This window comes from Archangium sp., from assembly GCF_036277355.1.
In the GTDB taxonomy this organism is placed as follows: Bacteria; Myxococcota; Myxococcia; order Myxococcales; family Myxococcaceae; genus Archangium.
On sequence record NZ_DASUNC010000146.1, the window covers coordinates 160,586 to 174,767 of the forward strand.

General features: G+C 70.0%; 10 protein-coding genes. 5 read left to right on the forward strand and 5 right to left on the reverse strand.

The window, feature by feature from the left end; genetic code table 11:
• Nucleotides 1–84: 84 nt before the first annotated feature.
• A complete protein-coding gene (locus tag VFZ09_RS36030) occupies nt 85–1,149 on the forward strand; it encodes a carbohydrate-binding protein (protein ID WP_329732291.1) in 1,065 nt (354 codons plus the stop codon).
• Nucleotides 1,150–1,362: 213 nt separating this feature from the next.
• Entirely contained in the window at nt 1,363–2,964 is a 1,602-nt protein-coding gene (locus VFZ09_RS36035) for a Rieske 2Fe-2S domain-containing protein (protein ID WP_329732292.1), read from the forward strand.
• Nucleotides 2,965–3,005: 41 nt separating this feature from the next.
• On the opposite strand, the gene VFZ09_RS36040 is transcribed toward VFZ09_RS36035, so the two are convergent.
• Genes VFZ09_RS36040 through VFZ09_RS36055 form a run of 4 tightly spaced genes read right to left on the reverse strand, consistent with a single transcriptional unit; the run spans nt 3,006 to nt 7,180 of the window.
• Nucleotides 3,006–3,701: a hypothetical protein gene (locus tag VFZ09_RS36040; protein ID WP_329732293.1), complete on the reverse strand. Its 696-nt coding sequence runs from the start codon at nt 3,699–3,701 to the stop codon at nt 3,006–3,008.
• Complete coding sequence (locus VFZ09_RS36045; RefSeq protein ID WP_329732294.1) at nt 3,698–4,801, reverse strand: hypothetical protein; 1,104 nt, start codon at nt 4,799–4,801, stop codon at nt 3,698–3,700. The genes VFZ09_RS36040 and VFZ09_RS36045 overlap by 4 nt, the downstream gene beginning before the upstream one ends.
• Nucleotides 4,802–4,826: 25 nt before the next feature.
• A complete protein-coding gene (locus tag VFZ09_RS36050; RefSeq protein WP_329732295.1) occupies nt 4,827–5,912 on the reverse strand; it encodes a hypothetical protein in 1,086 nt (361 codons plus the stop codon).
• Nucleotides 5,909–7,180, reverse strand: coding sequence for a glycosyltransferase (locus VFZ09_RS36055; RefSeq protein ID WP_329732296.1), 1,272 nt, complete (start codon nt 7,178–7,180; stop codon nt 5,909–5,911). The genes VFZ09_RS36050 and VFZ09_RS36055 overlap by 4 nt, the downstream gene beginning before the upstream one ends.
• A gap of 411 nt (nt 7,181–7,591) precedes the next feature.
• On the opposite strand from VFZ09_RS36055, the gene VFZ09_RS36060 reads away from it, so the two are divergent.
• The gene (locus tag VFZ09_RS36060; RefSeq protein WP_329732297.1) at nt 7,592–10,261 is read left to right on the forward strand and encodes a galactose oxidase-like domain-containing protein; all 2,670 of its coding nucleotides are present in this window, start codon (nt 7,592–7,594) and stop codon (nt 10,259–10,261) included.
• A gap of 80 nt (nt 10,262–10,341) precedes the next feature.
• Entirely contained in the window at nt 10,342–11,127 is a 786-nt protein-coding gene (locus tag VFZ09_RS36065) for a 4'-phosphopantetheinyl transferase family protein (RefSeq protein WP_329732298.1), read from the forward strand.
• Here the strand turns inward: VFZ09_RS36065 and VFZ09_RS36070 are convergent.
• On the reverse strand, nt 11,124–11,885 hold the full coding sequence (locus VFZ09_RS36070) for a thioesterase II family protein (protein ID WP_329732299.1): 762 nt from the start codon (nt 11,883–11,885) through the stop codon (nt 11,124–11,126). The two genes, VFZ09_RS36065 and VFZ09_RS36070, sit on opposite strands and share 4 nt — an antisense overlap.
• Before the next feature lie 253 nt (nt 11,886–12,138).
• Here VFZ09_RS36070 and VFZ09_RS36075 point away from each other — a divergent pair, with 253 nt between their 5' ends.
• Nucleotides 12,139–14,163 carry a PAS domain S-box protein gene (locus VFZ09_RS36075; protein WP_329732300.1) on the forward strand — a complete coding sequence of 675 codons (2,025 nt, stop codon included), beginning with the start codon at nt 12,139–12,141 and terminating at the stop codon, nt 14,161–14,163.
• Nucleotides 14,164–14,182: the final 19 nt, after the last annotated feature.

The window sequence follows — 14,182 nt, forward strand, 5'->3', positions numbered from 1 at the left end:
GCGATCGGGAGCGCTCGACGGAGTGGCCCTGGCGCCTCCGCCGGCGGCTCCCCGCCTCACGGCCCCCTCGCATGGAGAATCTCGTTGATTCGCTACCGACTTCTTTCCGCTCTCTGCGCCTCCTTCTTCCTGGCTTCGGCCGTCGGCTGTGAGCCGGCGGAGCAGGTACCGGACTCGCGGACGCCCCCCGGCTTGAATGGGGATGGCATGGGTGGAGACCTGACGAACGACCCGGGGACCGCGTCGCCTGCTCCCACTCCGGGCCCCAGCGCTCCCACGCCCGCTCCGGCTCCCACGCCCGAGCCCGCTCCCACGCCGGGTCCAGCACCTGCTCCCGCGCCATCGCCTGCTCCCGCGCCCACTCCGGCTCCCGCAGCGGACACGGATGTCTTCGGCGTGAAGATGATCTACCCGACGAAGGCGGGCGGCGAGACGTGGTTCCTCAAGGACGACGCGCTGAAGGACTCGCGCTTCGACCCGCAGGATCCCATCACCCGCAACGCGGATGGCTCCTGGAAGATGAAGAGCACCCAGGTGCGCATGCACGCGCGCACCTCCACGGGCTACGACTCGAAGAAGATCCCCACGTATGACCGGGACGTGCTGGCGGGCCGCGGTTACATGCAGGCCGCCAACGACTGGAAGAACGTGGAGATGACGGGCTTCGTCAAGGTGAACGCCGCCAGCAATTGGAGCGACAACTTCGCCTGGTACGCGCGCGGCGGCCGCCACACCGACTCGCTGGCCTGCGAGGGCTCCTCCTACAAGGGCGGCCTGCACTACGACGGCCGCGTCCGCTGGGAGAAGGAGTCCTGGCACGTCAGCTACGACAGCGTGCCCTACAAGACGGGCACCAGCTCGCTCAAGGGCCGCTGGGTGGGCTTCAAGTCCATCATGAAGAACGTCACCTCCAACGGGAAGCCCGCGGTGAAGCTGGAGCTGTGGCTCAACGACAATGCCGACAAGGTGACGTGGAAGAAGGTCTACGACGTCACCGACTCCGGCCAGATCGGCGGCGATGCCACGAATTGCGGCGGCTCCGTGGATGCCATGCCCATCACCTGGGGCGGTCCGCTGGCCACGTTCCGCTGGGACAGCGCCACGGACGTGGACTTCAAGTGGCTGAGCGTGCGCGAAATCACCGAATAGGTCGGGTGGAGGGAGCCCACCTCGCATGAGGGGTCTGGCGCGGGGATTTCCGTCGTCACCGCGCCTTTTTCATGCACGGTGCGAGACTTCTGCCCGCTGTTGAACCGGGAGCTCGCACTCGGGGGCAGTGGCCGGAGTGGGTCCCCCATACCAGCCTTCCGGCTCCACCGGCGCTCCGTCCGTGGGCACCGGACCTCGCGGGGGGATCCGTCCATGCAGATCACGTTCCTCGGGCATGCTGGCTTCCTGATTGAAACCCAACACGCCCTGGTGGTCGCAGACCCATGGTTGTCCCCTCAGGGGGCCTTCGACTCGGCATGGATGCAATTTCCGCGCAACCATGACCTCGCTCCCCTGGTGCGCGAGAAGCTCGAGCACTCGCCCAAGGAGCGCTTCCTCTACATCAGCCACGAGCACAAGGATCACTACGATCCCGACTTCCTGCGCACCCTGACGAAGCGGGACTTCACCGCCGTCATCGGCCGCTTCCGCCGCACGGCGCTCCGCGACGACTTCGTGGCCTATGGCGCCAGGCGCATCATCACCTGCGAGGACTCGCAGGAGGTGCCCTTCAAGGGCGGCTACCTGAAGCTCTACCTGACGGACTCGGGCACCAACCGGGACTCGGCGCTGCTGGTGCAGGCCGATGGGCAGTGCTTCCTCAACCTCAACGACTGCAAGATCCACGATCGGCTGCCGGCCGTCGTCGCGGAGGAGGGGCCCATCGATGTCTTCACGGCCCAGTTCTCGGGCGCCATCTGGCACCCCACCTGCTACGACTACTCGCGCGAGGAGTACGCCGAGCACTCGCGGCAGAAGCGGGCCAGCAAGTTCGAGGCGGTGGCTCGCGCCATGGAGACGGTCCAGCCCCGGGTGTACATGGCCTCGGCCGGCCCGGCCTGCTTCCTGGATCCGTCGCTCTTCCACATCAACCTCGAGCCGGTGAACATCTTCCCCCGGGCCTCGGAGCTCTTCACGTTCCTCCAGCACCGGCTGGCCGGGAAGACGCCGCGCCTGCTCGAGCCCATGCCCGGGGACGTGCTCGACGCGGGCCTCGGGGAGAGGGTGTCGCTCGCCCCCGAGCGCGTCACCGAGGAGAACGTCTCGCAGTACCTGCGCTCCTACGCCGCGCTCCAGACGCGGGTCTTCCGCGAGCGGCGGCGCAATCTGATGCTCGAGGAGGTGGACCGCATCCACCAGCGGCTGCGCGAGGAGATGCAGCAGAAGCTGGACGCCTTCTCGCTGGCGGACCGGGTGATGACGCCCCTGTACATGGGCCTCATCGAGCTGCCCGGGCAGCTCATCCGCGTGGACTTCCGCTCGCGCCGGGTGGAGGTCGTCAGCGAGGTGCGCGACTTGAGCCGCTACACGTTCATCTCGAGCGCGGCGGACATCGTGCGCGTGTTGGATCGCAAGCTGAACTGGGAGGACTTCCTGCTGTCGTTCCGCTTCCGGGTCTCTCGCTCGCCCGATGTGTATGACGCCAGCCTGCACAACTTCCTCGCCGCCGAGATCGAGGACCTGCGCGTCATGTGCGACAACACACTCGCTACCGAGTCGCGCAAGGAGCGCACCGTGGTGACGGCCGGCGGGATGCGCTACGCCGTCAACCGGTATTGCCCGCACCAGGGCGCGGATCTGCGCGAGGGGTGGGTGGAGGAGGGGCGCTACCTCGTGTGCCCCCGCCACCGCTGGCGCTTCGATCTCCAGGATGGGGGCAGCTGCGGCACCAACGGGTGCTCCATCAAGGCCGAGTGCCTCGGGAAGGACGAGGAGAAGCGCGAGGCCCCGGTGGAGCACAGGCCCGGGATGTGAGTCCGTGTGAATCCCCTCTCCCTTTGGGAGAGGGAGGAGTGTCACGGCGTCGAGAGCAGTTCCACGTCGAACCGGCCGTTGTCCGTGCGCAGGCCCACCGGCCCATCGAAGGTGAGGGCTTCCGCTGGCAGCTCTCCCTCCCAGACCGTGCTCCCGTCCACCCGCACCTTCAGCTCCGTCCCCTGGAGCTCCGCTCTCAGGGTGTGGCTGCTTCCCGGTTCGAGCCCGGGCACCGCTGCCTTGCTCCGCGGTTTCACCGTCCGGTAGCCCCCGTTGCCGCAGTCGTCCGAGCGCGACATCCCCGGGTTGTACTTCATCGACACCACCAGGCCCGCTTTCGGCTCCAGGCGCCACATCACGTAGACCACGTTGCAGCCGTCCTTCGCCCGCAGCTTCAGCCCCACCTGCCGGCGCAGCTCCCCCGATTGCAGCGGTTTCTGCTCGCGCGTGGCCCCCAGATAGGTGAAGCGCAGCTCCGCCACCCGGGCTTCCTCTCCGTCCCTGGCCTTCAGCGCCCGTGCCTTCGGGCCCTCGCCCGTGGACACCACCGCCCGCACCTTCGGGTCCTCGATGCGCAGGCGGCCCCCCCCGACAGGCTCCAGCTTCCCCTGTGTCGCCTTCATCCGCTTCGCGGTGAGCGGGCCGTCCTCCTCCGTCTTCTTCATGGGCCCTCCTGGCGCCGCCGGGGGTGCGAGCAGCCCCAACAGCGAGGCCAGCAGGATCGGCCGGCCCATCATGGCCGCTCCTCTCCCAGGAAACGGCCCAGCTCCGCCACGTGCGTCTTCAGCCAGGCCTGCTCCGCCCTCAGCCGCGCCAGCTCCAGCACCAGGTAGTCCCGATAGCGGCGCACCTTCGCCGTCTCCATCGCCTGGAGCTCCCGCAGCTGTCCCTCCAGGTCCGTCACCAGCACCGACACCTCGCGCAGGCGCGCCTCCTCCGCCGAGTGCCCCGCACGCAGCTCGCGCACCAGCCGGGCCACGTCCTGGCTCACGCCCTCCACGTCCTCCTCGAGCAGGCGCCGGCGGCCCTCCCTCGCCCGTGCGTTCGCCGACGGCAGCCACAGGCTCCCCAGGTTGTACGAGACGGTCAGCATCCCGAAGAGCGGCACGTCCTGCCGCACGTTGATCAACTCGTCGTACCCGCCCCGCAGCCGCACCTTCCACGCCGACGCGCTCCGCAGGCCCGCGGACTCCACTTCCACCCGATCATCCGCCGCGCGGAAGTCCTGCAACCACGTGGACAGCGGCCGCTCGGCGGGGCGGGGCAGGGCGGCGAGCCGCTCGCGCTCCTTCGCCGTCTCGTACGCCAGCGCCCGCAGCCCATCCAGCCGCAGCTGCAACGCGTTGAGCTCCTCGACCGTGGCCCGGCCTTCCTTCACCTCGTCGCGCAGCGAGGCCAGCAGCTGTCCCGCCTCGGGCAGGGCCGCCTCCAATACCTGGGCCCGGGCGGCCAGCGCGGCCTCGGCCCCCACGTCCGTGCCCCGCTTCGCCGCCGCCTGCAGGGCCGAGAGCGCCCGGTACCGCTCGCACTCCGCCTCCGCCCGGCGCCGGGCCGACAGCCCCCGGTACAGCCCCACGAAGTCATAGTCCACGCCCGCCATGAGCCGCGGCGTCGGGCCTCCCAGCGGCACGCCTCCGCTCCCTCCGGCCTCGCCCGCGTTCACCACGCCCACGCTCGCGAATACGTCCGGCGCCAGCAGCACCGCCGCCTCGGCGTCACCCACCCCGCGCACGAAGGCGCAGTAGCCCGGATCTCCCGCCGCTCCCTCCGGCTCCTGGGCCCCCGCGACTCCCGCTCCGAGGCCGGCCAGCACGCTCCATGCCACCGCCCACCGCATGCCCGTCTCCTTCCTCGCTCCGGCCCTACAGCAGCAGCGGCGGCCGCCCCAGCAGCAGCAGCTCGTCACGTGCCCAGCGCTCGTCCCGCAGCTTCAGCTCCACCATCACCCCGCGCAGCATCGTCTGGCGCACCGGGTGCTTCACCGTCACTTCCCCCTGCAGCACCTGGCCCACCATCCCCACCTCCCGGCACCACACCAGCTTCAGCGTGCACCGGTACAGCGGCGTCCCCGCTCCCGCGTTGTCCAGGTTCTCGTACGGCACGAAGCCCACCGTCAGCCCCCGCTCGATGGCCTCCAGCCACGGCGAGCTCCGGATCGACGCGAGCAGCGCGTCGTAGCGCGCCACCGCCTCGTCCAGCGACTTCAGGCTCTCCGTCAGGTGCCGGCGCTCGCTCTCCGCCCGCGCCACCTCCAGCACCGAGCGCGTGTACTCCCGCTCCAGCAGCAGCACCTCCGTGTTGAGGCCCGTGCTCTTGCCGCCCAGCGAGGCGTCGAAGCCGTCCAGCTCGCGCTTCACCGCCTCCAGCTTCGTCTGCAGCTCCGCCGAGCCCTCCGCCAGCGACAGGTTGCTCTGCGCCATCTGCGCCAGCTGGTGGTTGGCCGTGAGCCGCTCCTCTTTCTCCAGCATCCGCGCGTTGTAGAGCGCCTCCGTGCGCGTGCGCGCCATGCCCGCGTAGGCCCGGTTGGACTCGGCGATCTCCCGCGCGGCCTCCTGGTACTCCCGCCGCAGCGTGGCCAGCCGGCGCAGCGCCTTCGCCCGCGCCGTCCGCTCGCCACCCAGCGCCACCCGGAAACGCTCCTGGAAGTCCTTCTCCGCTCCCACCAGCCGCTGGGCCTGCTCCATCCGGGCTTCCAGCTCCCTGCGATCCGCCAGCAGCTTGTCCCGCGAGGCCGCCTGCTGCGCCAGCTGGGCGTTGAGCTGGAGGATCTGCGGATCCGTCGGAGACACCACCGTGGGTGTCAGCCACGAGTGGTTCACGAAGAAGAAGATCTGCACCCCCAGGTACGAGACGAGCCCGCCCAGGATGATCGCCAGCAGCACCGAGCCCAGGGCCTTGTAGGCGTTGACCGCGACCGTGTTGAGCTTGTTGACGATGCGCTGATTCATGATGTCGAACCCCCTCCCGCCGCTCGGGTGGGAGCAATGGTGTCGGCCGTGCCATCCGCGGGCGGCGCGCTCGCCGGAGGCACTCCCGGCGCGGCGCTCGGCTTGCCCCGCGTCTCCCAGCTGCCCGAGTCCAGCGTGAACAGCGCCAGCGGCGTGAAGAGCGCGTAGGTGACGGGCATCAACAGCCCCATGGGCAGGAAGGAGAGCGCCGGCACGCGCATCTCCGGAGGCAGGTCTCTCTTGTGGATGCGGTAGATGAGCCCCATGGCCCCCATGACGAGCATGTGCAGCAGCAGCACACCCCAGAACTGCCCGTTGAGGACGTTGTGGATGATGATGACGGGATAGGAGAGCAGCAGCGCCAGCTGTGACACGTAGTGGACACCCACCACCGGGTGCAGCCTCCAGGCGTGGCTCAGCCCACAGATCATGTCCACCAGGTTGGAGCGCCGCCACCGCAGTTGTTGGGAGAAATACCCCGCCAACGTGGCCGGCGCGGCCGTCTGGCACCACGCCTCCGTGGTGTACACCGTCTCGTAGCCCACCTTGACGATCTGCCGCGTGAGGAAGCGGTCCTCCCCGTACTTGATGGGGACACCGGCGATGTTGCGCGCCTCGAGGATCGGATCCAGCTCCAGCAACACGTGGCGCCGGTACGCGGTGAGGCACCCGGACAGGCACAGCACCGAGCGGAAGCTCCGCTCCAGATCCTTGAGCCACTCCTGGGCGAAGTAGAACTTGATCTCGATCATCCGCGTCATCCAGTTCTGATGACGGTTGGCCACGTAGGTGCGGCCGCCCACCGCGGCGATGCGGGGACTCACGAAGCGCCGCACCAGCTCGCGCACGGCGCTCGGGTGCACCACCACGTCCGAGTCCACCGAGACGATGATCTCCGCCGTGGCCTCGCGCACCGCCCGGGCGATGCCCTTGCGCTTGCCCATGTTGAAGGGGTTGCGCACCACCTTCACGTTCGGGTGGCCCTCGGCCGCCCTCAATGCCCAGGCATGGCTGTCGTCGGTGGAGCAATCATCCACCACGCAGATGCTCAGTTTGTCGTGCGGATAGTCCTGCGCCAGCAGGCTGCGCACGGCGTGGTAGATGCCCTCGCCCTCGTTGAAGAGGGGAATCACCACCGTGACGGTCGGCTGGTAGCCGTCGTCCGTGGCATCCACCCACCGGCCCCGCACCCGCCGCAGCAGCGGACCGAGCACGTACCGGTTCATCATCACCACCAGTACCAACAGGTGAACGGGGAACAGTTCCATATCCCAACCCGGCGCCGGGAATGAGCCCGGCGCGTCCCAACACACACACACCCCTGACGCTCGCCCTGGCCTCGTCCCGCTCGGTTGTGCCCCCCCTCGTGCTCCGATCGCGCATGCCTTCCGGCACGGTGCTTCGGCGCGGCCTGAAACTCGGCCCGTGCCAGACCGCTCACAACTGCCCCGCGGGGCAGTCGGAGTGTCCTTCACGCCCGAATCCTTCTCCTCCCATGTCGGATGCCGGGACACACGAACGCCCAGAGCTGTCGTCCGCTGATCAGGAGGTATGGACCGAGGCACCCCTTGGCAACACCCCCGAGGGTCCTACGTTGACTTGCCACGTTGTGGGGGCGGTGCAGGAAGGGGACGGGGATGGGGCGATCAGCCGTGGGGGCTTGGGGGAGAGGTCTGTTCTTGGCGGCGGGGGCGTTGCTGGCGGTGGTGCCGCCGGTGGCGGACGCGGCGGATCCAAAGGTGGCGGGGGAGTGGTCGCCGATGACGACCTTTCCCATCTCGCTCACGCACGCGCACCTGCTGCCCACCGGCAAGGTGATGTTCTTCGGCGAGTTCGATGAGGGGCTGACGCCGCCGCGGCTGTGGGATCCCGCCACCCGCACGCTCACGAATCTCCCCATGCCCGACTACAACATCTTCTGCTCGGGCCACTCGTACCTGGCGGATGGGCGTCTGCTGCTGACGGGCGGGCACGAGGTGTCCCACGTGGGCTACCCCTACGTGAGCATCTTCGATCCCTTCACGCTCACGTGGAGCCGCACGCAGGACATGAATGACAACCGGTGGTACCCCACCAACACCACGCTGCAGAACGGTGACGTGGTGGTGCTCTCGGGCGAGACGCACGCGGCGGGCATGTCCAACCCGTTGCCGCAGGTGTGGGAGTCCAAGACGGGCACCTGGCGCAATCTCACCACCGCCGTGCAGGATCTGCCCTACTACCCGCGCATGTTCCTGGCGCCCAACGGCAAGCTGTTCTTCGCGGGCCCCTGGCGCCGCTCGCGCTGGTTGGATCCCGAGGGCACCGGCACCTGGTTCGACGGCCCGCTCAGCGTGTACAACGGCCGGGCCTACGGCGCGGCGGTGATGATCGGCTCCAAGGTGCTCATCATCGGCGGCGGCTCGCCCGCCACGGCCACCGTGGAGGAGATCGATCTCTCGCAGCCCTCGCCCACGTGGGTGACGCGCGCCCCCATGGCCTGGCCCCGGCGCCAGCTCAACGCCACCCTGCTGCCGGATGGCAAGGTGCTGGTGACGGGCGGCAGCAGCGGCGAGGAATTCGATGACGAGACCCAGCCCGTCAAGGTGCCCGAGCTCTACGATCCCGACACCAACACGTGGACGAAGCTCAACCCCGCCGCGGACTACCGGGGCTACCACTCCACGGCCCTGCTGCTGCCGGACGGGCGCGTGCTGACCGGTGGTGGCCGCGACCGCCGCACCACGGAGATCTTCTCGCCCCCGTACCTCGAGCAGGACGGCCCGCGTCCCTCCATCCAGGAGACGCCCCCCGTCCTCACCCCGGGGACGAACTTCCTCCTCCAGACGGCGGACGCGGCCCAGGTGGCCAAGGTGACGCTGCTGGCGCTCGGCTCGGTGACGCACGCCTTCGATCAGCACCAGCGCTTCCTCCAGCTGCCCTTCACCCAGGCGAGCGGGGGGCTCCAGGTGTCCGCGCCGGTGAACAACCTCGCCGCGCCTCCGGGCTACTACATGCTCTTCATCGTGGACGGGCGCGGCGTGCCCTCGGTGGGGCGCATCGTGAAGGTGGGCTACGTGGAGCCCGCCGCCCAGAAGAAGATCATCTTCAGCGACACGTGGAAGTACGACGATCGCGGCGTCGATCTGGGCACCGCCTGGCTCGCCCGGGACTTCGATGACTCGGCCTGGAAGTCGGGCCCGGGCCAGCTCGGCTACGGGGACGAGGACGAGGGCACGGTGCTCACCCCGGGCGCTCCCACGGTGTACTTCCGCAAGAAGATCAACCTGGAGAACATCGTCACCGAGGCGAACCTCGAGGTGCTCTACGACGATGCCATCGCCGTGTGGGTCAACGGTGTGCAGGTCTTCTCCCGCAACCTGGGCAACGGCACGGCCTTTGGCGCCTATGCCACCGGCTCGACGACGAATGCGTACGAGCGCGCTTCGATCCCGCTGGCATCCAACCCGTTCCGCGTGGGGGAGAACGTGATCACCGCGATGGTGAAGCAGGTGTCCCCCAACTCGGATGACCTGACGTTCGCGCTCTCGCTGGCGGTGACGCAGCTGTCCGGCCCGGTACCGGACACGCTGGTGCTCTCCGCGCCCAACGGCGGCGAGGTGCTCCAGCCGGGCGCCTCCACCTCCATCACCTGGACCAGCACCGGCAGCGTGCCGGGCGTGGACCTCGCGCTGTCCACGGATGGCGCCGCGAGCTGGTCGCCCATCGCCTTCGGCGTGCCCAACACCGGCCTGTACGCCTGGACGGTCCCGGACGTGAGCACCAGCCAGGCCCTGGTGCGCGTGTCCCGCGTGGGCGGCACCACGCCCCTGTCGGACGTGAGCAACGCGCCCTTCACCATCAGCCAACAGTTGAGCGTCATGGCCATCCCGTTCCGGTCCACGTGGAAGTACCAGGACACCGGCGTGGACCCCGGCGCGGCCTGGAGCACGGCGGGCTTCGATGACTCGGCCTGGCCCTCGGGGGCGGCCCAGCTCGGCTATGGCGATGGTGACGAGGCCACGGTGCTCGACCGCACCACGCCCTCCCAGTCCAGCGTCTACTTCCGCAAGAAGATCACCGTGAACGGCGTCGTCACCCAGGCCCACCTGCGTGTCCTCTTCGACGATGGCATCGCGGTGTTCGTCAACGGGACGCAGGTGTTCGGCCGCAACGTGGACAAGGGCGTGGCCCACGACAAGTACGCGAGCGGTGGCGCGGAGAACGAGCTCGCCTCCGGCACCCTCCCCACGAGCGTCTTCGTCCAGGGGGAGAACACCCTCGCGGTGGTGGTGAAGCAGACGGGAGGGACGTCGCCGGACCTGACGTTCGACCTCGAGCTGCAGCTCGGCGTCGTCCCGAAACCGTGAGCGGGCGGGCGGGCGCGCCTGCTTGCCGGGCTGGCGCGTCCGCCCGTGACGCGATAGGGGTGGGGACTGGACCGCCCATCATGTCGAGCCCCCTCTCCGAGCCGCCCCTCTCCCTTCGTCCCGATGAGGTCCACCTGTGGGTGGTGGAGCCGGAGCGTGTCTCCGAGCCCCGGCTGCTCGCCGCCTACCTCGCGATGATCAACGCCGAGGAGCGGGAGCGGCACTCGCGCTTCCGCTTCGACAAGCACAAGCTGCAGTTCCTCGTGTCGCATGCGCTGGTGCGTGTCACCCTGTCGCGCTACGCGCCCGTGCAGCCCCAGGCCTGGCGCTTCGCCGTCAACGGCTACGGGCGCCCCGAAATCACCGGCGACGGGCTGCCCCGCCTGCGCTTCAACCTCTCGCACACGGACGGCATGGCGGTGTGCGCGGTGGCGCTCGACACGGACGTGGGCGCCGACGTGGAGTACTCCGGCCGTCCCGGCCAGACGGTGGAGCTGGCCGACTCCTTCTTCGCCCGCTCCGAGGTCCACGCCCTGCGCGCCCTCCCGGCCGAGCACCAGCGCGAGCGCTTCTTCGATTACTGGACCCTCAAGGAGTCCTACATCAAGGCCCGGGGCGCGGGGCTGAGCCTGCCGTTGGATCAGTTCGCCTTCCACCTGGAGGCCGGACGGCCGCCGCGCATCTCGTTCGATCCACGGCTGGTGGACGATCCGGAGACGTGGCAGTTCGTGCAGATACGGCTGGGGCCGGAGCACCCGGCGGCGGTGGCGGTGCGCCGGACGCGGGGACTGCCGCTGACGGTGCGCTGCCAGCGGACCGTGCCGCTGGCGGGGGATGGGCCGCCCTGGTTCGTCCCGGCCAGCTAGGGGCCCACCTCGGGGCACCAGCGGACGATCTCCTCGCGCAGGGCCGCCAGCAGCTGATCCCTCGCCGTGCGCAGGAAGAAGTGCGTGCCCGGGAAGTGGCGGGAGCGGAAGCCACCGGTGGTCAGCTCGCCCCAGTGCTCGAGATCCGGCAGGGAGACGTGGGGATCCGCGTTGGAGCCGAAGGCGGTGATGGGGCAGCGCACCGGCAGGGCGGGGAGCACCGCGTCGGCGAGGGCGAAGTCGGCGCGCAGCATCGGCAGCACCATCTCCAGCAGCTCCTTGTGGGCGAAGACCTCGGGAGGCGTGCCCTCGTACTTGCGCAGCAGCTCGATGAAGGCCGCGTCGTTCAGCGCTTCGCGGGACGTCCGCTCGCGGTGGGGGGCACCGGCGGCGGCCATCACCATGCCCAGGGGCAGGGGCGCGCCCCGGGCCTGCCAGCGCTGCGCGAGCGACAGGGCCACCCGCGTGCCCATGCTGTAGCCGAAGAAGACGAAGGGCTTGTCCAGCAGCGGGGCCAGCGCCGGCTCCAGCGCATCCAGGAGCGGGGCGAGCTGCCGGAAGGGCGCTTCCATGATGCGGCGCTCGCGGCCGGGGAGCTGCACGGCGACCAGCTCGACTCCGGCGGGGAGTGATGCGCCCCAGCCGTTGTAGACGGAGGCGCCGCCTCCGGCGAAGGGGAAGCAGAACACCCGCAGACGCGCGTTGGGGTTGGGCTGACGGGTTGGGAACCAGGGATTCGTGGAGGCCGCGGGACGCATGGGGCAGGGGACTGTGTCGCTTCGGTCACGGAGCGTCAAGCCTGCCCGGCTGCTTCCGGCCGGCCGCTCCGGGGGGGAGCGCGCAGGCTTTGCGTCCCCTCGTGCCCGGCCGCTCCACCCGCGCAAGCGGTGCACCCGGGGTACTGCTGTAGCCAGGTAACGAGACCCTCACGTCTCCCCAAGGGAATGGCGATCGGGCATGTTTCTCGCAAAGAGTAACGGGTCCTACTTACCCGGCCGAGAGGTCATCATCGTGAGCGCGAGCGGGGCCCCTCGGGGAGGGCCGGAACTGGAGCGGCTGCGAGCCATCTTCGACCATGCCTTCGAGCTCATCGGGCTGCTCACCCCCGAGGGGGTGCTGGTGGAGGTCAACCGGGGAGCCCTGGTGTTCGCGGGGGTGGAGCGCGAGCAGGTGGTGGGCAAGCCGCTGGACATGGCCCCCTGGTGGCTGGACTCCAGCGGCGCGGCGGAGGAGTGGCTGCGGCGCGCCATCCAGGAGGCCTCGCGGGGCCGTTTCATCCGCTACGAGGTGGAGGTGCGCAGCGGAACGGGCCGGCCGGCCGTGATCGATCTCTCGCTCACCCCCATCCTCGACGGCGGGCGCGTGGGCTACATCCTGGCGGAGGGCCGCGACGTCACCGAGCGCAAGCGCGCCGAGCAGACGCTGCAGTCCTCCGAGGCGAGGCTGGCGGGCATCATCGCCATCGCCGCGGACGCCATCATCTCCATCAACGAGGAGCAGCGCATCACGCTCTTCAACCAGGGCGCGGAGCGCATCTTCGGCTACTCCCGCCAGGAGATGCTGGGGGCGCCCGTGGGGCGGTTGCTCCCGGAGCGTTTCCGGGCCGCCCACCGTGAGCACATCCGGGGCTTTGGCGCCGGTCCGCTGAAGCAGCTGCGCCTGGACTCGCTCCGGGAGGTCATGGGCCGGCGCCGCGATGGCGAGGAGTTCGCCGCCGAGGCCACCGTCTCCAAGCTGAGGGTGGACGGGCAGTGGGTGTACACCATCGCCCTGCGCGACATCACCGAGCGCAAGCGCACCGAGAGGGAGCAGCACTTCCTGCTGCAGGCCGGAGCGTTGCTCGCGCGCTCGTTGGACTTCGAGGCCACGTTGAAGCAGGTGGCGGAGCTGCTGGTGCCCACGCTGGCCGACTGCAGCATCATCCACCTGCGCGGGCCGGGGGACTCCATCGAAGTGGCCGCGCTCGCCCACCTCGACGTGGAGATGGCGCGCAGGCTGAGGGAGCTGTATCAGCGCTACCCCGTCCGGGCCGACGCGCTCCATGGCGCGGGGCGGGTCATCCGCACCGGCGAGCCGGAGCTCCTCTCCGAGGTGGGCCAGCGGGTCCGCGAGGAGCTGGCCCGCGACTCCGGCCACCTGAGGAGCATGCAGCAGGTGTCCATCACCTCCGCGCTGATCGTCCCCTTGCGAGGCCGGGAGCGGGTGCTGGGCGCCATCTCCCTGTCGATGAGCGAGTCGGGCCGGCGGCTGGGGCATCGGGACCTGGCCTTCGCCGAGGAGCTGGCGCACCTGGCGGCGCTCGCGCTGGAGAACGCGAACCTCTACCGCGTCGCCCAGCGGGCCACCCGGGCCCGGGACGAGGTGCTGGGCATCGTCGCGCACGACCTGCGCTCCCCGCTCAGCGCGGTCTCCATGTCCGCCCAGCTCGTGGAGCGTCAGCTGGAGCGGGGGAAGACGGGTCCGGAGACGCGGGAGATGCTCCACGTCATCCTGCGCATGGCGCAGCGCATGGGCCGGCTGGTGGAGGATCTGCTGGACATCTCCCGGCTGGAGGCGGGCCAGCTCTCCGTGCTCCCGAGCCGCCAGCGTGTGGAGCCGTTGGTGATCGAGTCCCTCGCGCAGGCGCGGTCCTCGGCCCCGGCCCTGGAGCTGCGCGCCGAGGTGGCCGAGGCCCTCCCGGAGGTGCTCGCGGACCGCCACCGCATCCTCCAGGTGTTGAACAACCTGCTCGGCAACGCGGTGAAGTTCACCCCACAGGGAGGCCGCGTCACGGTGGGGGCCCGGGCCGAGGGCGAGCGGGTGCGGTTCTGGGTCGAGGACACCGGCCCCGGCATCCCCGAGGAGCACCGCCAGCACCTGTTCGAGCGTTTCTGGCAGGCGCACAAGGGAGATCGCCGGGGGGCGGGCTTGGGACTGGCCATCTGCAAGCACCTCGTGGAGGCCCACGGCGGACAGATCGGCGTGGACAGCGAGGTGGGGCGGGGGAGCACGTTCTGGTTCTCCCTGCCCGTGGTCCCCGTGGGGGCGGCTCGCTGAGGACGCGAGGCCTCGTGCT

Bases quoted from the DNA above. Each gene is read 5' to 3' on its own strand.
- VFZ09_RS36040 (WP_329732293.1), bottom strand. From the start codon at position 3,701: ATGATGGGCCGGCCGATCCTGCTGGCCTCGCTGTTGGGGCTGCTCGCA.
- VFZ09_RS36050 (WP_329732295.1), bottom strand. From the start codon at position 5,912: ATGAATCAGCGCATCGTCAACAAGCTCAACACGGTCGCGGTCAACGCC.
- VFZ09_RS36035 (WP_329732292.1), top strand. From the start codon at position 1,363: ATGCAGATCACGTTCCTCGGGCATGCTGGCTTCCTGATTGAAACCCAA.
- VFZ09_RS36045 (WP_329732294.1), bottom strand. From the start codon at position 4,801: ATGCGGTGGGCGGTGGCATGGAGCGTGCTGGCCGGCCTCGGAGCGGGA.
- VFZ09_RS36055 (WP_329732296.1), bottom strand. From the start codon at position 7,180: ATGGAACTGTTCCCCGTTCACCTGTTGGTACTGGTGGTGATGATGAAC.
- VFZ09_RS36070 (WP_329732299.1), bottom strand. From the start codon at position 11,885: ATGCGTCCCGCGGCCTCCACGAATCCCTGGTTCCCAACCCGTCAGCCC.
- VFZ09_RS36065 (WP_329732298.1), top strand. From the start codon at position 10,342: ATGTCGAGCCCCCTCTCCGAGCCGCCCCTCTCCCTTCGTCCCGATGAG.